The sequence below is a fragment of the Pseudomonas sp. TYF_14 genome (assembly GCF_043105275.1).
Taxonomy (GTDB): domain Bacteria; phylum Pseudomonadota; class Gammaproteobacteria; order Pseudomonadales; family Pseudomonadaceae; genus Aquipseudomonas; species Aquipseudomonas alloputida.
Genome location: NZ_JBICLK010000097.1, coordinates 31,121 through 47,701 on the forward strand (window position 1 = coordinate 31,121; position 16,581 = coordinate 47,701).

Sequence of the window (16,581 nt, forward strand, 5' to 3'; positions counted from 1 at the left end):
TGGAAAATATTTTTATTTCTGTCCGGCCTCTTCGCGGGCAAGCCCGCTCCTACGACTGCGCCCGCCTGAAGATTGTGCGAACTGTGCAGGATCGGGCTTGCCGCTAAGGGGCCGGCACAGGCTGATCAATGCACCACGGCCAACCACGGCAGGTAAGTCACCTTCAGGCCATACCGTTGCTCCAACGTCCGCAACAGGGCCTCAGGTTCATCCAGGTCAAACACCCCGCTCACTTCCATCGCAGCCAGCTTGCTGTCGGACAACACAATGCGCCCATGCCGGTATCGCTCAAGCTCGGCCAGCACCTGCCCCAGCGGCTTGCCGTTGAAGATCAGCTTGCCACGCTGCCAGGCCATCTGCGTGCCGGCATCGGCCGCCACCGCCAGTTCATGTTCACCCACTTTGGCTTCACCGCGAGCCAACACGACGTGGCCATCTCGCTGCACGCTGAAGGTGGCGGCATTGCCCTGCACCTGCGCACCGGCCGTTTCGACCACAAACGGACGTGAATCATCGGCGGTCTCGAACAACGCCTCACCCGCATCGAGTACCACACGCCGTTCATGCTCGCTGAACGCCACGCTCAAGGCACTGGCGCTGTTCAGCGTCACCCGTGTGCCATCTGTCAGGGTAATGACCTGCCGCTCGCCCACGGCGGTGTGGTAATCGGCTAGCAGTATCGGGGCTTGCTGCCAACCCGCCACAGCGGCGACCAGCAACACCACCGAAGCCGCCACACCCGCCTGCTTCAGCCGGCCGCGGCAATGGCGCAAGGCCTGGCCGATATACTTTGCCACCATGCTCTCGGAAACCCCCAGGCGTTGAGCGACCTGCTTCTGGGTCAGGCCCTCGACACGGTTGAGCAACAGCGCCTGGCGGGCATTGTCGGGCAACTGCAGCAGCGCCTGGTCAAGAATCTGCAAACGCTCGCGGGCCAGCAACGCCGCCTCGGGTGCAGGCGCCGGGCAGGCCACCTCACAGGCTCCGTCGCTGTCGTCGTGGCTGGCGGCGATGCGTTGCTCACGGCGCAAAGCGTCAATCGCCAGGTTGCCGGCGACGCGGAAGATGAAACTGCGCGCGTGCAACACCGGCACCGCCTGCTCGTCGATGTTCACCAGCTTCAGGTAGGTTTCCTGCGCCACATCGGCCGCGCGCTGGCGGTCACTCATGCGCCGTGTCAGAAACTGCAGCAGGTCGTCGTAGTGCTCCTGGAAACTTGCCAGCAGGCCCGACATGGGTGAAGTCAGCATGATTGGGGAACAGCCAGTAAGAGAGGTTATCGAGCGTTAATGAGAAACAGTATCTTTCATATGAACCGATACTTTCAACGCCGACGCGCATTTGCCACACTGCCAGCTCCACTCCGGCAAGGTCACAGCCCATGACTGCCCGTCTATACCGCTACACCCGCCTGTTCCTGGTCCTGCTGCTGGCCTGTGGCCTGGGGGCCTGTGCGCTGTTCCAGCCACGCGACCCGGTGAACATCAGCGTGATCGGCATCGAACCACTGCCCGGTCAGGAGCTGGAACTGCGCATGGCGGTGAAAATGCGGGTGCAAAACCCCAATGAGGCGCCGATCGATTACAACGGCATCGCCTTGAACCTGGAAGTGAACGGCCAGCCGCTGGCCGCTGGGGTCAGTGACCAGCAGGGGCATATTGGCCGCTACGACGAAGCGGTGATCGTGGTGCCGGTAAGCATCACGGCGTTTTCCTTCCTGCGCCAGGCCTATGGGCTGGGCAAGCTGGATTCGCTGCAAGGTCTACCCTACAAGCTGCGCGGCAAACTGGCCGGCGGGCCGCTGGGGACCGTGCGCTTTACCGATGAAGGCAAGCTGGACCTGCCCAAGGGCACCTACTGACAAGCGCCGGGCGGGTGTGCTCAGCGGTTGGCGCTGGCTGCGGCCATCAGCTTGTTGACTTCGCTGCGCACCATGCTGGCGTATTCAGGCGGCGTCATGCCGTCCAGTTCGGCGCGCACCCACTCGGCCCATTTGCCCTTGCGCCGTGGCTTTTCGGCAATCAGCCGGGCGGCTTCGCCCTTGGCTTTGCCCAGGTTGTTCTGCCACATCTCGAACAGCCGAGCCTTCTCTGCCTCGATCTGCGCCCGTTCCTCGAAGCTCATGTTGGCCAGATTGAAACTCATGAAGTTACCTGCAGGTTTGAAAATGGCCGCTATCTTACACCCAGGCAACCCATCATCGGAAAGCCGCCGCAACTTTCCCGACGTGGCGGCATCCATTGTTCACACCCCCATTGACGAGGACGAGTTCATGGCCCGGAAAAACGCCACGCTGGCTGACAGCGATCAGATCAAGGACCAGGTATTCAGCGAACTGCAATCGCTGATAGAAGAATCGGAAAAACTGCTGAACGACAGTGCCGCCCTGGTGGGCGAAGAAGCCGAGACCCTGCGCGCCCAGGTAAGCCTGAAACTTCGTCAGGCTCGCCAGGCGGCCAGCAACGTGCGCAGCAAGGCGCAACCGGTGGTGGACGCCACCCAGGACTACATCGGCGGCCACCCCTGGCAGACTGTTGCTATTTCTGCCGGCCTCGGGCTGGCGGTAGGCCTGCTACTGGGCCGGCGCAGTTAAGGCCTGCGCCGCCTGGTGCCCATCAGGCGGCCAAAGCCTGCGGGATGCCGCTGTGGAAGCGCAGCTCCTGATCTGGTGACTGGATCAGCTCCATTTCCGCCGCGCGTACCAGCTCGACGCGGCGAGCGATGTCCGCTTCATCACCGTAGTTGTGCGCCAGTTTCAGGTAGCCCTGGTAGTGGCGCGCTTCGCTTTTCAGCAGCCCGTGGTAGAAGCGGCCCAGCTCTTCATCCAGATGCGGCACCAGCGCGGCAAAACGTTCGCAACTGCGCGCCTCGATGAACGCCCCCACCACCAGCGTATCCACCAGCTTGACCGGCTCGTGGGCGCGCACCAGCCGGCGCAACCCCGACGCATAACGCCCTGCCGACACCGGACGCAACGGCACACCGCGGCGTTTCATGAGGCGTAACACCTGTTCGTGGTGCACCAGCTCCTCGCGGGCCAGGCGCGACATCATGTTGATCAGATCCAGGTGAGTGTTGTACTTGGCGATCAGGCTCAAGGCCGTGCTGGCGGCCTTGAACTCGCAGTTCTTGTGGTCGATCAGCAGGGTTTCCTGGTCGGCGAGCGCCGCTTCGATCCAGGCATCTGGCGTCGGGCAGCCAAGAAAGGCGTCGATTTCGGGGATCAGGGACATAAGCGTGCAACCACACAGAACAGGCAGGGTCGGCGATTATACCGGCGGCGGCTGGCGACGCCAGTGACTATGCTTGATGTACATCAAGCGCTGGAGGTGAAAGCGCCGACTATAGTCAGGCACTGGTCGCCATCATCGAAGGGAGTTTACGCCCATGCAAGCCGTCCGCAGCATCCTCGTCGTCCTCGACCCCGCGCACGCCCACAGCCGGGCGCTTACTCGGGCCAAGCTGATTGCCGGCATCACCGGCGCGCGCCTGCACCTGCTGATGTGCGACAAACGGCATGATCACAGTGCGCTGCTGAGCCTGCTGAGCAGCCAGTTGCATGATGACGGCTTCGACAATGTCAGCCATGAAGAGGGCTGGCGCGACAACCTGCACGACACCATCATCCATGTACAGCAGGCCGAAGGCTGCGAACTGGTGATCAAGGACCACCGCCCGGACAATCCGCTGAAAAAGGCCCTGCTCACCCCCAGCGACTGGAAGCTGCTGCGCCAATGTCCGTGTGCGGTGCTGATGGTCAAGAGCGAGCGGCCATGGACCGGGGGCAAGATCCTGGCGGCGGTGGACGTGGGCAACCAGGACGAAGACCACCGCCGCCTGCATGCCAGCATCATCGACCACGGCTTCGAGATTGCCAAACTGGCCAAGGGAGAACTGCACGTCATCAGTGCCCACCCGTCGCCGATGCTGTCAGCGTCGGACCCGGCGTTCCAGCTGAGCGATACGATCGAAAAGCGCTACCGTGAAGCGTGCAGCGCGTTCCAGGCTGAATACGGCATCAGGGAAGAATGCCTGCATGTGGCCGAAGGGCCAGCGGATGTGTTGATTCCACATACCGAACAGAAGCTCGATGCCGTGGTGACGGTGATGGGCACGGTGTGCCGCACGGGCATTTCCGGGGCGTTGATTGGTAATACCTCGGAAGTGGTGCTGGATGCGCTGCAGGGTGATGTGCTGGTGCTCAAGAGCGAGGAAGCCATCGCCCACCTGGCGGAGCTGGCCCGCGGCTGAGTAGGCAATATGCAGGCCCCTTGTAGGAGCGGGTTCACCCGCGAATGCGTCATTGATTTCAACGCCACATTCGCCGGCAAACCCGCCCCAAGGTTCCGTTGCCGCCCGGGAGTCTAGACCAACGCCTCCCGCACCTTCGGATCAAGCCCCTCCCCCGCATGGGCCTCGCACCATTCCGCCAGCTGCCGGCGCATCGCCGGCGTCCAGAAGCTCTGCAAATGCTGCCGCACCCCTTGCACCGCCAGCGCCCGGTCTGGTTCGCTGTCGAAGTAATGGGCAATCTGGTTGGCCATCTTGACCAGGTTTTCACTGCTCATCGGCGAACCTCGGCTTTCTCCGCAGTGCGGCGCTCTTTCAGTAGCCGCTGCTGTTCATCACTGAAGTCCTGATAGCGCTTCTGCCATTGCGATGGCTGGAACACTTTCACCACTTCCACTGCCGTCACCTTGTACTCGGGGCAGTTGGTGGCCCAGTCGGAGTTGTCGGTGGTGATCACGTTGGCCCCCGACTCGGGGAAGTGGAAGGTGGTGTACACCACGCCCGGCGCCACCCGCGTACTGACCTTGGCACGCAGCACAGTCTGCCCGGCGCGGCTGCCGATGCCGACCCAGTCACCGTCTTGGATGCCACGGCTTTCAGCGTCGGTCGGGTGGATCTCCAGGCGGTCGGCGTCATGCCAGGCGACGTTGCCGGTACGCCGGGTCTGGGCGCCGACGTTGTACTGGCTGAGAATGCGCCCGGTGGTCAGCAGCAACGGGTAGCGGTTGTTGACCTTTTCGTCGGTGGGCACGTAGCCGGTGAGCATGAAGCGCCCCTTGCCACGCACGAACTGGTCGATGTGCATGGTCGGCGTGCCGTCTGGGGCAGCGTCGTTGCACGGCCACTGCAGGCTGCCATGGCGGTCGAGTTCCGCGTAGCTGACACGACGGAAGGTCGGCGTCAGGCGGGCGATCTCGTCCATGATCTCGGAAGGATGGCGGTAGTTCATCGGGTAGCCCAGGGCGTTGGCCAGGGCCACGGTAGCTTCCCAGTCGGCCTTGCCGGCCAGCGGCTCCATGACCTTGCGCACCCGCGAAATACGCCGCTCGGCGTTGGTGAAGGTGCCGTCCTTTTCCAGGAAGGAACTGCCCGGCAGGAACACATGAGCGAACTTGGCAGTTTCGTTGAGGAAGATGTCCTGCACCACCACGCACTCCATGGCCAGCAAGGCCGCGGTGACGTGCTGGGTGTTGGGGTCGCTCTGGGCGATGTCCTCACCCTGGCAGTACAGCGCCTTGAAGCTGCCATCCAGCGCCGCCTCGAACATGTTGGGAATGCGCAGACCCGGGTCGGGCTGCAAGGTCACGCCCCACGCCTGTTCGAACTCGGCGCGCACGCCCTCGTTGGAGACATGCCGGTAGCCGGGCAGCTCGTGGGGGAACGAGCCCATGTCGCACGAGCCTTGCACGTTGTTCTGCCCGCGCAGCGGGTTCACCCCTACCCCTTCACGGCCGATGTTGCCAGTGGCCATGGCCAGGTTGGCGATGCCCATCACTGCTGTACTGCCTTGGCTGTGCTCGGTCACCCCCAGGCCGTAGTAGATGGCCGCGTTGCCGCCGGTGGCATACAGCCGGGCCGCAGCGCGGATCTGCTCAGCAGGCACGCCACAAACCGGGCCAAGCACCTCGGGGGCGTTGTCTGGCAGGCTGACGAAGTCGCGCCAACGGGCGAAGTCTTCGGTTTCGCAGCGGGCATCGATGAAGCTTTGGGCCAGCAGGCCCTCGGTAACGATCACGTGGGCCAGGGCGTTGAGCATGGCCACGTTGGTGCCCGGGCGCAGTTGCAGGTGCAGGTCGGCGCGGGCGTGCGGCGAGTCGACCAGGTCGATACGCCGTGGGTCGATCACGATCAGCCGCGCCCCTTGGCGCAGGCGGCGCTTGAGTTGCGAGCCGAACACCGGGTGCGCATCGGTGGGGTTGGCGCCAATCACCAGCACAACGTCGGCCTGCATCACCGAGTCGAAGCTTTGCGTGCCGGCCGACTCACCCAGGGTCTGCTTCAGGCCATAACCGGTGGGCGAATGGCATACCCGTGCGCAGGTGTCGACGTTGTTGTTACCGAAGGCCGTGCGCACCAGTTTCTGCACCAGATAGGCTTCTTCGTTGGTACAGCGGCTGGAGGTGATACCGCCGATGGAGTCGCGCCCGTATTTGAGCTGGATGCGGCGGAACTCGCTGGCGGCATAGGTCACGGCCTCGTCCCAGCTGACTTCCTGCCACGGGTCTTCCAGGCGCTTGCGGATCATCGGTTTGGTGATGCGGTCCGGGTGGGTGGCGTAGCCCCAGGCAAAGCGGCCCTTGACGCAGGCGTGGCCGTGGTTGGCGCCACCGTTCTTGTCCGGGACCATGCGCACCAGCTGGTCACCCTTGATTTCGGCGCGGAACGAGCAGCCAACGCCGCAGTAGGCGCAGGTGGTAATGACCGAACGCTCAGGCTGGCCAAGCTGCACCAGGCTCTTTTCCGTCAGGGTCGCGGTCGGACAGGCCTGCACGCAGGCGCCGCACGACACGCATTCGGACGCAAGGAAGTTTTCGCCACCCGCTGCCGCCACCCGCGATTCGAAACCACGCCCGGTAATGGTCAGGGCGAACGTACCCTGGATGTCCTCGCAGGCGCGCACACAGCGGCTGCAGACGATGCACTTGCTCGGCTCGTAGTCGAAATACGGGTTGGAAACGTCTTTCTTCTCGTCCAGGTGGTTGGCGCCATCATAGCCGTAGCGCACCTCACGCAGGCCCACCTGGCCGGCGACGGTCTGCAGCTCGCAGTTACCGTTGGCCGAACAGGTCAGGCAGTCCAGCGGGTGGTCGGAAATGTACAGCTCCATCACGTTGCGGCGCAGGCCGGCCAGGCGCGGGGTTTCGGTGCGCACCACCATGCCTTCGCTGACTGGCGTGGTGCAGGATGCCGGGTAGCCGCGCATGCCTTCGATTTCCACCATGCACATGCGGCAGGAGCCGAAGGCTTCGAGGCTGTCGGTGGCGCACAGTTTGGGGATGCTGGTGCCCAGCATGGCGGCGGCGCGCATGACCGAGGTGCCAGCAGGCACGCTGATGGCGCGGCCGTCGATGCTCAGGCTGACCTGCACGTCGCTTTCGCGGGCCGGGGTGCCGAGGTCGCTGCTTTTATCAGAAGCGGGGTCGAAGAAATTGATCACTGTGCGGCCTCCGTGGTGGTCAGCCCAAAATCGGCGGGGAAGTACTTGAGCGCGCTGGCCACCGGATAGGCAGTCATACCGCCCATGGCGCACAGCGAACCGTACTGCAGGGTGTCGCACAGGTCGCGCAGCAACAGCGCCTGGTCATGGCGCTCGGTGATGTCGCTGCTGGCGATCAGCCGGTCGACCACTTCCATGCCCCGGGTGGAACCGATACGGCACGGGGTGCACTTGCCGCAGGACTCCTCGGCACAGAACTGCAGGGCGAAACGCGCCATGCTGGCCATGTTCAACGTATCGTCGGCCACCACCACACCGCCGTGGCCGAGCATCGCGCCCACGGCAGCAAACGCTTCATAGTCCAATGGGGTGTCGAAATGGCTGGGAGGTACCCAGGCACCGAGCGGGCCACCGACCTGCGCGGCCTTCAGCGGGCGGCCACTGGCCGTGCCACCGCCATAGCCTTCCACCAGCTCGCGCAGGGTCAGGCCGAACGCGCGCTCGACCAGGCCACCCTGGCGAATGTTGCCGGCCAGCTGGAACGGCATGGTGCCCAGAGAGCGGCCCATGCCGAAATCGCGATAGAACGCTGCACCCTTGGCCAGAATGATGGGCACCGAAGCCAGGGTAAGCACGTTGTGCACCAGCGTCGGCAGGCCGAACAGCCCTTGCAGCGCAGGCAGCGGTGGCTTGGCGCGGACAATGCCACGCTTGCCTTCGATGGATTCGAGCAGCGCGGTTTCTTCGCCGCAAATATAGGCGCCGGCGCCCACCCGCACCTCCAGGTCGAACGCCTGGCCGCTGCCCGCTACGTCAGCACCCAGGTAGCCAGCGTCACGTGCGATGGCGAAGGCCTGGTCGAGTACCCGGATGGCATCGGGATACTCCGAGCGCACATAGATATAGCCCTTGTCTGCACCCACGGCGAGGCCGGCAATGATCATGCCCTCGATCAGCAGGAAGGGGTCGCCTTCCATCAGCATGCGATCAGCGAACGTGCCCGAGTCACCCTCGTCGGCGTTGCACACCACGTACTTCTGCCCGGCGCCAGCATCACGCACGGTACGCCACTTGATGCCGGCCGGGAACGCCGCACCACCACGGCCACGCAGGCCGGAGTCGAGTACTGCGGCAACCACTTCAGCACCGTCCAGCGCCACGGCGGCCTCCAGGCCTGCGAAACCGCCGTTGGCGCGATAGTCGTCCAGCGACAATGGGCGGGTAATGCCAGCGCGAGCGAACAGCAAGCGTTGCTGGGTCTTGAGATAGGGTATTTCCTCGACCGGCCCCAGTGCCAGCGAGTGGCCACCGGGTTCGCCCGCCAAGGCATCAAGCAGTGATGGCACATCGTGTGGCGTAATCGGGCCGAAACCCAGGCGCCCTTGCGCACTGTCGCACTCGATCAGCGGCTCCAGCCAGTAAAGCCCACGCGAGCTGGTGCGCTGGATGTCCAGCGGCAACTGGCGGCGCTCGGCCTCGCGCAGCAGGGCCTCGGCAACCTGGTCGGCACCCACGGCACGGGCTACCGAATCACAGGGAATATACAGCTTCAGCATGCTGAGTCCTCCCGGCAACCGTTAACCAAGTCCCGCAGGCGCTCAGGGGTGAGGCGCGCGTGCACCTGGCCGTCCAGCTCCAGCGCTGGCGAGCAGGCACAGGCCCCCAGGCAGTAAACAGGGCGCAGGCTGATGGACCCGTCGGCGCTGGTGCCGTGGTCGTCCAGTGCCAACTGTTCACGCAATTGCGCGGCCAGGGCTTCGGCGCCACGGCTCTGGCACGACTCGGCACGGCACAGGCGCAGGGTGTGGCGCGCGGGCGGCGCGGTGCGGAAGTCGTGATAAAAGCTGATTACCCCACGTACTTCAGCCAGGCTGAGGTTCAGGGCATGGGCGATTTCGGGGACCGAGGCATCGGGGATGAAACCTATCTCGTGCTGGACGGCATGCAGGATCGGCAACAGGGCACCGGGGGTGTCCTTGTCGCGGGCCAGAATGCGCTGGATTACAGGCAGGTGGAGCAATTCATCAGGCATACAGCGGACCTCGGCATCACGGACCCTGCCTGATTGTTTTAAGGGGCAGGTTTCCGGCGTGTTCTGCTGCGGCGCACCGTCCACGTCACAGTTGCGTGGTACGGGTGGCCTCCTCGCCCACGGCCGCACGTCTGCGCGCACTGACCCTTGGGCATCCTGCTAGCATGGCACTTGTAGCGCCGAGGGGTTGTATGCGAGCGACCAGGCGCATTCTGAAACCGACGCACGTGATTACGCCCCGGCATCATCTGCCACGGCTTGCCGATCAGGTGGGTCTTGAAACCATCGTTGCTGCACCAGGCCCTCGAAACCGAACCTGGTCCATTGCCGGGCCTGCCAGACGGCAGCCCCGGCAATGGGCTGCCATCCAGCATGGCTACGGGGCAGAACGCGACTGAGCTCAGTCGGTAGACTGCACCGTTGCGGTGTCGGCGGCGGGGGTCGGAGCCTGGGCCTGGGCCTTTGACTTCGCACGATTGCGTCGGTCCTGGCTGCGTTGCCGCGCAGCCTGCTGCTTGGCATGCAGCGCCTGAGCGGCGGTCACAGTACCTGCGGCCTGCCCATTCAGGTCAAGGCGCGGTGCATTCTCCACCATGCTCGCCCAGTATCGAGCGCCCCGGCACCACGTGGAAATGCCCAGCTTGAGCTGTTCGCGGGTCAACCCAAGCAGCTCCAGGTGTTGCTCGGCATCCTTGAAAATGCCCTCCTTGAGCGGCACCTTGGGGGCCGGGTTGACCGGGAAAGCCAAGGGAAAATGCTTCTGCAGTGGCCAGATCGCTGCCACCGCCGGGTCCATCTCACGCGGCTTCGCCTGCGGGGGCGACTTGCGCTTGGGCGGTTTCGCGCTCTCGGCCTTTACCTGCCCTTTTTCCGCCCGCAGGCGGTCTCGTAGCTCAGCTAGTTGTTCAAAACCCATTGTTCATTCACTGCTTCGAAGTTGATTGCGTGGTGCAAGGATACCCCATGCAGCCTGCACATTGCTTGCAGGCCAACTTTCCCGGCTAGCCGAAGCCCAACGCGCATGCCCGTGCGACGGCCCTCAGCTGAACACCCAAAGCACGCGTGTGGGCTTGTCGGTCAGGTTGGCGTAACGGAAACGGGCGTGGGGTTGCAACTGAAAACTGTCATTGGCGTGCAGCGTGACCGGCTCAGCATCGCCCAACCACACCGTCAGTTCGCCTTCGAGCACGAAGCAACCCTGCTCCGAGCTGTCGTCCAGGTACTCCTCGCCACTGCTGGCTCCCGGCTGCAAATGGCTGTCGAGCATGGAAAACGCGCCCGTTATGGAGGGCGATGCCAGCACATCGGTGATGCCACCGGCCAGGTGCAGCGTGCGACGCTCGTGCGGGCGGGTCACCCAGTCGAGCTCGCGGGGTTTGTCCAACTTGTAGAAGTAGGCTGTGGATACACCGAGCTCTTCGCTGATGGCTGTGAGATCGGCCACGGTCGGGCGTGACACGCCGCGTTCGACCTGGGACAGAAAGCCCACCGAACGGCCGATGCGCTGTGCCAGCTCGCCCAGTGTCAGGCCCTTGAACTTGCGCAGGTCGCGAATCAGTACTGCCAGGCCTTCGATTTCTTCGTGCACTTTCATGGTTGAATCGCGACTTTCAGACGGGAAATGGATGCCCAGAAAAGTACAGGATTCATTTCACAAAGCAAAATGCTTTGCGGAAGGTGCCTGACGTGAAATGTACGATTGCGGCACCGATCGAGCACCGCGCAGGCGGCGCTCGATCTCACCGGTGCTGAGAACAGCTAACCAGGCCCTCCGTCCTTACCGAACAGCCTCATAGGTCAGGTCCAGGCACTTGCGGGCTTTCTCCACCAGTTCGTCGATCTCTTCGATACTGATCACCAGCGGTGGCGCGATGATCATGGTGTCGCCTACAGCGCGCATGATCAGGCCGTTGTCAAAGCAGTGCTGGCGACAGATCATGCCGACACCTTTGCCTTCATAACGGGCCCGGGTGGCCTTGTCTTTCACCAACTCGATCGCACCGAGCATGCCCAGGCCGCGCACTTCGCCTACCAGCGGGTGGTCGGCCAGTTCGCGCAGGCGTTGTTGCAGATAAGGCGCGGTTTTATCGTGCACCTGCTGGATGATCTGCTCGTCACGCAGGATCCGCAGGTTCTCCAGGCCCACGGCTGCCGCCACCGGGTGGCCGGAATAGGTGAAGCCGTGGTTGAAGTCGCCGCCTTCGCTGATCACCTTGGCCACCTCGTCACGCACGATCACCCCGCCCATGGGGATGTAACCGGAGGTCAGGCCCTTGGCGATGGTCATCAGGTCAGGCTTGAGGTCGTAATAATCGGTACCGAACCACTCACCGGTACGGCCGAACCCGCAGATCACTTCGTCGGCGACGAAGAGGATGTCGTACCTGGCCAGGATTTCCTTGATCTTCGGCCAATAGGTCTGCGGCGGAATGATCACGCCACCGGCGCCCTGGATCGGCTCGGCGATGAAGGCAGCAACGTTGTCCACGCCAACTTCGAGGATCTTCTTCTCCAGTTGCTCGGCCGCCCACACGCCGAAGTCGGCCTCGGTCATGTCGCCGCCTTCGCCGAACCAGTATGGCTGCGGGATGTGCACGACATCCGGGATCACCCCGCCCTGCTGGTGCATGCCACTCATGCCGCCCAAGGCCGCGCCCGCCACGGTAGAGCCGTGGTAGCCGTTGATGCGGCCAATGATGACCTTCTTGTTCTTCTGGCCTTTCAATGCCCAGTAATGGCGAACCATGCGCAGCACGGTGTCGTTGCCTTCGGAGCCGGAGCCGGTGAAGAACACGTGGTTCATGCCTTGCGGGGCCACCTCGGCGATCGCCTTGGCCAGCTCCAGCGCAGGCGGGTGTGCGGTCTGGAAGAACAGGTTGTAGTAAGGCAACTGCTTCATCTGCTGGCTGGCGACCTCGGCCAGCTCTTCGCGACCATAGCCGACCGCCACGCACCACAGGCCGGCCATGCCATCGAGAATCTTGTTGCCCTCGCTGTCCCACAGGTACACACCCTTGGCCGAGGTAATAATGCGTGGGCCTTTCTCGGCCAGTTGCCTGACATCGCTGAACGGGGCCAGGTGATGGTCGCGGCTCATGGTTTGCCAGGCAAGGGTCTGCGAATTCTGTTCACTCATTGACTTCACTCCATCAAGTTGCGCAGCCGCGCTGCGAGGGTATTTTCTACAGGTGGGAAAGGTGGCTGCTCAGGCAGACAGCAACAGCCTCTGGCGCAATACCGAGCGGTGCCGGCAGGCCTTGCCAAAGGACTGGAAGATGGCCAGGTAATGGGGGTTATCCATGACCTGGAACTCGGGGTGCCATTGCACGCCCAGGGCAAAGCCCTTGCTGCTCTCGACCGAAATCGCTTCCACCAGGCCATCGGGTGCCAGCGCCTCCACCCTCAGCCCGGGGGCCAGTACGTCGATGCCTTGGCCGTGGATGGAATTGACGTCGAATATCGCCGGCAAGCCCATGCGGTCGAGCATGCCGCCAGGCTCTACATGCAGGGTGTGGCGCGGCCCGTATTGCTTGTCGAGGGGCTCATCCTTGCCTTCGCGGTGGTCCATGAACACGCCGGTCTCGTGGACCTTCTGGTGCAGGGTGCCACCCAACGCCACGTTCATTTCCTGGAAGCCACGGCAAATGCCGAGTACCGGTACGCCGGCGGCGATGGCGGCGCGCATCAGCGGCAACGTGGTGGCATCGCGCAGTTGGTCGTGATGGGTACCCGCAGCACTGGCCGGGCCGTTGTAATGGTACGGCTCGATGTTGGACGGCGAACCGGTGAAGATCAGCCCATCCACCACGTCGAGAATATCGGCGCTGTCCATCAACTCACCGAGGCTGGGAATGACGATGGGCAGCCCACACGCTGCCTTGGCTGCCGCGCGCGCGTACTTCTCGCTGATGGTCTGGGTTGCATGCAGCTCAATCATGCTGGTGCATGCGGTAATGCCGATCACGGGCACACGTGGCATATCTTCCTCCGGCAAATCCATATTGCGCGTTGTATTGAAACGGTAAAAAGGGAGGGTGCAGCGTCGCTGTTCGACCTTCGGCACCTACAGGAACCAGCGGTATTCGCGGGCATCGATGTGGCGCATAAAGTCCAGTTGCTCCTGGTATTTGTTTTCGCAATAGACCATCACGAACTCGCTGCCCAGGCCTTCGTTGACCACCGGGTGATGACGCATGGCGGCCAAGGCGCTGAGGGCATCCTTGGGGAAGTCGATGCCGCTCTGGCGGTTGTCGTTCAGCGGGGCGATGGGCTCGACGCCGCGGTCCAGGCCATGCTCCATGCCGGTCAGGATGGCCGCCAACACCAGGTACGGGTTGGCATCGGCACCGGCGATGCGGTGCTCGATGCGCAGGTTGCGCGGGTCGGACTCGGGGATGCGGATGCACGCGTCACGGTCTTCGAAACCCCAGCTGGCCTTGCTCGCCGCGTTGACCATGGCGCCATAACGTCGGTAGGCATTGTGGTTGGGGGCAAAGATCGGCATGCAGTGCGGCAGCAGTTCCAGGCAGCCTGCCACCGCATGGCGCAGCTTGCGCTGTTCGCTTCCCGCCAGGATGTTATTGCCGGCGGCGTCGTACAGGCTGACGTGCACATGCATGCCGCTGCCTGGCGCGTCCAGGTAGGGTTTGCTCATGAAGCTGGCACGGTAGCCGTGCTTCATCGCGATACCGCGGGTACTGCGGCAGAACAGTGCCGACCAGTCCGCCGCACTGAGGGCATCGTCGCTGTGCGAGAAGTTGATCTCGAACTGGCCTGGGCCCAGCTCTGCGGTGATGACGTTCGCCGGCACGCCCTGCTCGTTGGCGCCATCGACCATCTCGTGCAGGACCGACGAAAAGCGCGACAACCGCTCGATGTGCATGTTCGGCTGATCGTCTTCATCCTCGGTCGCCGTGTCACGTGGATACTGGGGCAGGCCGTTATCAAGCTTGCGGTCGAACAGGTAGAACTCCAGTTCAAACGCCACCACCGGGCGAATGCCACGCTTGGCCAGACGCTGAAGAACACGCGCCAGCACTTCACGAGGCTCGAATTCGATCGGCTTTGCAGTGCCGTCGGACGTGATCAGCATCTGGGCGATCACTTCCTTTTCCCAACGCACCGGCTTCAGCGTACCCGGCACCAGACGCCGGGCGGCATCCGGGTCGCCGTCGGCGAAGCAATAGTCACCAATCGGGTAAAGGCCGCCCTGGGTACCCAGCAGCACGCAGTTCTGCGGCAGCTTCAGTGGCGCACCGGCTGCGACTTTTTCCAGCATGTCCATGGGGTAGCGCTTGCCGTAGAAGTGCCCGGGGATGTCCAGCGCAATCAGGTCGACATAGCGAATTGCCGGGTGTTCTGCTCGGAACGAGCGCACTTCAGCCAGCAGGTCCGGAAAGATGACACTCATCTTCTTATCCTTGTGAGGTGAACGAATTCAATTGAAGACCCAGAGCACACGGGTGGTTTTATCCGTCAGGTTGGCGTAACGGAACGGCGCATGGGGTTGCAGCTGGAAGCAGTCGTTGGCTTGCAGGGTCACAGCATCGCCCTGGTCCAGCCACACCGTGAGTTCGCCCTCGAGCACGAAACAGCCCTGCTCGGAACGGTCGCTCAAGTACGCCTCCCCACTGGTGGCGCCCGGCTCGAGAAGGCTGTCGAGCATGGAGAAGGCGCCTGCGATGGTCGGCGAAGCCAGCACGTCGGTGATGCCCGACTCCAGGTACAACGTGCGCCGCTCGTGGGGGCGCGTGACCCAGCCAATGCTGCGGGGCTTGCTCAGGTTGTAGAAGTACGCGGTTGATACGCCGAGCGCTTCGCTGATAGCGGTGAGGTCTGCCACGGTCGGGCGCGAAACGCCGCGTTCGACCTGGGAGAGGAAACCCACCGAGCGGTTGATGCGCTCGGCCAGTTCACCCAAGGTCAGGTTCTTGAATTTGCGCAGGTCGTGAATAAGGATCGCGAGGGCTTCAACCTCTTCGTGCATCTTCATCGTTTCGGACTGCCGTGAAATTTTTAGACTTATTTTTCATGAAAATTTACATGAAAAATTTCACGCGTCAAGTCGAACGATGGAATTGTGCAGCCGCCAACAGAGGGTTTGCTGCGCAGCGAAGCGGATTGGCTGCGGTGGCGCGGGTTTCTTTACAGGCGCTCGGCGAGTAGCCTCGTGGCTGAATCCTCCAGCCCGAACCTGTCCATCGCCATGCCAAACGGTTTCCCTGATTTGCCCTCGCTCAATGCGCTACGTGTGTTCGAAGTGGTTGCCCGCCACCTGAACTTCCGCCTGGCCGCCGAAGAGCTGGGGGTTACCCAGGCGGCAGTGGCACAACAGATACGCGGGCTGGAAGCGAGCCTGAACCTTCGTTTGTTCGAGCGCCTGCCCCGGGGCCTGGCACTGACCGATGCGGGGCTGGGCTACAGCGGCAGCATTCGCAACGCCTTGGCGATGATCGATGAGGCAACCCGCCTGCTGCGGCCACAGGCGTCTCACCTGACGGTCAGCGTGACACCAACCTTTGCCTCCAAATGGCTCATTCCCCGGTTGGGCAGCTTTGCGCACAGCCATCCGGACATCGATTTACGTGTACTGGCCACAGATCGGCTGTCCCACTTCAATACCGACGGCGTGGATCTCGCAGTCCGTTATGGCAAGCCCGACATCGGCGCGGGCTTGAACAGCGAACTGTTGATGGAACAGCGTATCGTCGCCGTGGCCAGCCCAACATTGTTCGAAGCCAGCAAAACCCCCACCAGCTTCGAGCAGCTTCAAGCGTTCACCCTGCTCCATGATGCCCATGATTTCTGGCCTCGGTTCCTGGCACAAGTGTTCCCGCAACACGGGCAAGCGACTGCCAGAAACCTGCGGTTCAACCAGACTTCATTGGCTATCGATGCCGCCATCAGTGGTCAGGGTATTGCGTTGGCAAGCCTGGCGTTCGTCAGTGATGACATCGTCGCGGGCAGGCTGACCCAGGTCTTCGCCCAGCAACTCAGGCTCGATAAGTCGTTCTACCTGGTGTGGCCACGAAAGTTGCAGCAGCCGGAGTCGCTAGGCATTGTCCAGCGCTGGTTCAAGCAACAGGCAGGCAATAGTTAATCT

The 16,581-nt window shown here is 63.0% G+C and carries 17 protein-coding genes; 4 read left to right on the top strand and 13 right to left on the bottom strand.

Translation table 11 applies throughout. From position 1 onward, the window contains the following. Positions 1-125: 125 nt before the first annotated feature. Positions 126-1,250: a sigma-70 family RNA polymerase sigma factor gene (locus ACF8O8_RS27125; RefSeq protein ID WP_392510868.1), complete on the bottom strand. Its 1,125-nt coding sequence runs from the start codon at positions 1,248-1,250 to the stop codon at positions 126-128. Positions 1,251-1,381: 131 nt separating this feature from the next. Between ACF8O8_RS27125 and ACF8O8_RS27130 the strand changes: the two genes are divergently transcribed. Next, positions 1,382-1,861, top strand: coding sequence for an LEA type 2 family protein (locus ACF8O8_RS27130; RefSeq protein ID WP_020192401.1), 480 nt, complete (start codon positions 1,382-1,384; stop codon positions 1,859-1,861). A 20-nt stretch (positions 1,862-1,881) separates the two neighbouring features. Here the strand turns inward: ACF8O8_RS27130 and ACF8O8_RS27135 are convergent, their stop codons facing one another. Next, positions 1,882-2,145, bottom strand: a complete 264-nt coding sequence (locus ACF8O8_RS27135) for a hypothetical protein (protein WP_003248880.1) — start codon at positions 2,143-2,145, stop codon at positions 1,882-1,884. A gap of 22 nt (positions 2,146-2,167) precedes the next feature. On the opposite strand from ACF8O8_RS27135, the gene ACF8O8_RS27140 reads away from it, so the two are divergent. Further along, positions 2,168-2,593 (top strand): YqjD family protein, encoded by a 426-nt coding sequence (locus ACF8O8_RS27140; protein ID WP_010953174.1) that lies wholly within the window; start codon positions 2,168-2,170, stop codon positions 2,591-2,593. Positions 2,594-2,615: 22 nt separating this feature from the next. Here the strand turns inward: ACF8O8_RS27140 and ACF8O8_RS27145 are convergent, their stop codons facing one another. Further along, positions 2,616-3,233 (bottom strand): tRNA-(ms[2]io[6]A)-hydroxylase, encoded by a 618-nt coding sequence (locus ACF8O8_RS27145; protein ID WP_003248869.1) that lies wholly within the window; start codon positions 3,231-3,233, stop codon positions 2,616-2,618. 154 nt (positions 3,234-3,387) lie between these two features. Between ACF8O8_RS27145 and ACF8O8_RS27150 the strand changes: the two genes are divergently transcribed. Further along, complete coding sequence (locus ACF8O8_RS27150; RefSeq protein WP_392510870.1) at positions 3,388-4,251, top strand: universal stress protein; 864 nt, start codon at positions 3,388-3,390, stop codon at positions 4,249-4,251. A gap of 113 nt (positions 4,252-4,364) precedes the next feature. Here the strand turns inward: ACF8O8_RS27150 and ACF8O8_RS27155 are convergent, their stop codons facing one another. The 10 genes from ACF8O8_RS27155 to ACF8O8_RS27200 all read right to left on the bottom strand — a co-directional run bounded on the left by ACF8O8_RS27155 (position 4,365) and on the right by ACF8O8_RS27200 (position 15,471). Then, positions 4,365-4,568 carry a formate dehydrogenase subunit delta gene (locus tag ACF8O8_RS27155; RefSeq protein ID WP_392510872.1) on the bottom strand — a complete coding sequence of 68 codons (204 nt, stop codon included), beginning with the start codon at positions 4,566-4,568 and terminating at the stop codon, positions 4,365-4,367. Beyond that, positions 4,565-7,447 (bottom strand): formate dehydrogenase subunit alpha, encoded by a 2,883-nt coding sequence (gene fdhF, locus ACF8O8_RS27160; protein ID WP_020191292.1) that lies wholly within the window; start codon positions 7,445-7,447, stop codon positions 4,565-4,567. The genes ACF8O8_RS27155 and fdhF overlap by 4 nt, the downstream gene beginning before the upstream one ends. Then, on the bottom strand, positions 7,444-9,003 hold the full coding sequence (locus tag ACF8O8_RS27165) for an NADH-quinone oxidoreductase subunit NuoF (protein ID WP_019437210.1): 1,560 nt from the start codon (positions 9,001-9,003) through the stop codon (positions 7,444-7,446). Before ACF8O8_RS27165 ends, fdhF begins: the two co-directional genes overlap by 4 nt. Beyond that, positions 8,997-9,479, bottom strand: a complete 483-nt coding sequence (locus ACF8O8_RS27170) for a formate dehydrogenase subunit gamma (protein WP_392510875.1) — start codon at positions 9,477-9,479, stop codon at positions 8,997-8,999. Before ACF8O8_RS27170 ends, ACF8O8_RS27165 begins: the two co-directional genes overlap by 7 nt. Positions 9,480-9,879: 400 nt before the next feature. Next, a complete protein-coding gene (locus tag ACF8O8_RS27175) occupies positions 9,880-10,395 on the bottom strand; it encodes a ProQ/FinO family protein (RefSeq protein ID WP_392510877.1) in 516 nt (171 codons plus the stop codon). 123 nt (positions 10,396-10,518) lie between these two features. Continuing rightward, entirely contained in the window at positions 10,519-11,073 is a 555-nt protein-coding gene (locus ACF8O8_RS27180) for a helix-turn-helix domain-containing protein (RefSeq protein WP_010953167.1), read from the bottom strand. Between the two features lie 183 nt (positions 11,074-11,256). Continuing rightward, on the bottom strand, positions 11,257-12,615 hold the full coding sequence (locus tag ACF8O8_RS27185; protein ID WP_392510879.1) for an aspartate aminotransferase family protein: 1,359 nt from the start codon (positions 12,613-12,615) through the stop codon (positions 11,257-11,259). Between the two features lie 69 nt (positions 12,616-12,684). Next, positions 12,685-13,458: a gamma-glutamyl-gamma-aminobutyrate hydrolase family protein gene (locus ACF8O8_RS27190; RefSeq protein WP_010953165.1), complete on the bottom strand. Its 774-nt coding sequence runs from the start codon at positions 13,456-13,458 to the stop codon at positions 12,685-12,687. Positions 13,459-13,542: 84 nt separating this feature from the next. After that, positions 13,543-14,889, bottom strand: a complete 1,347-nt coding sequence (locus ACF8O8_RS27195) for a glutamine synthetase family protein (RefSeq protein WP_350297590.1) — start codon at positions 14,887-14,889, stop codon at positions 13,543-13,545. Positions 14,890-14,916: 27 nt separating this feature from the next. Then, positions 14,917-15,471 carry a helix-turn-helix domain-containing protein gene (locus tag ACF8O8_RS27200; RefSeq protein ID WP_014591753.1) on the bottom strand — a complete coding sequence of 185 codons (555 nt, stop codon included), beginning with the start codon at positions 15,469-15,471 and terminating at the stop codon, positions 14,917-14,919. 213 nt (positions 15,472-15,684) lie between these two features. On the opposite strand from ACF8O8_RS27200, the gene ACF8O8_RS27205 reads away from it, so the two are divergent. Then, entirely contained in the window at positions 15,685-16,578 is an 894-nt protein-coding gene (locus ACF8O8_RS27205) for a LysR substrate-binding domain-containing protein (RefSeq protein WP_392510927.1), read from the top strand. The last annotated feature ends 3 nt before the right edge of the window (positions 16,579-16,581 follow it).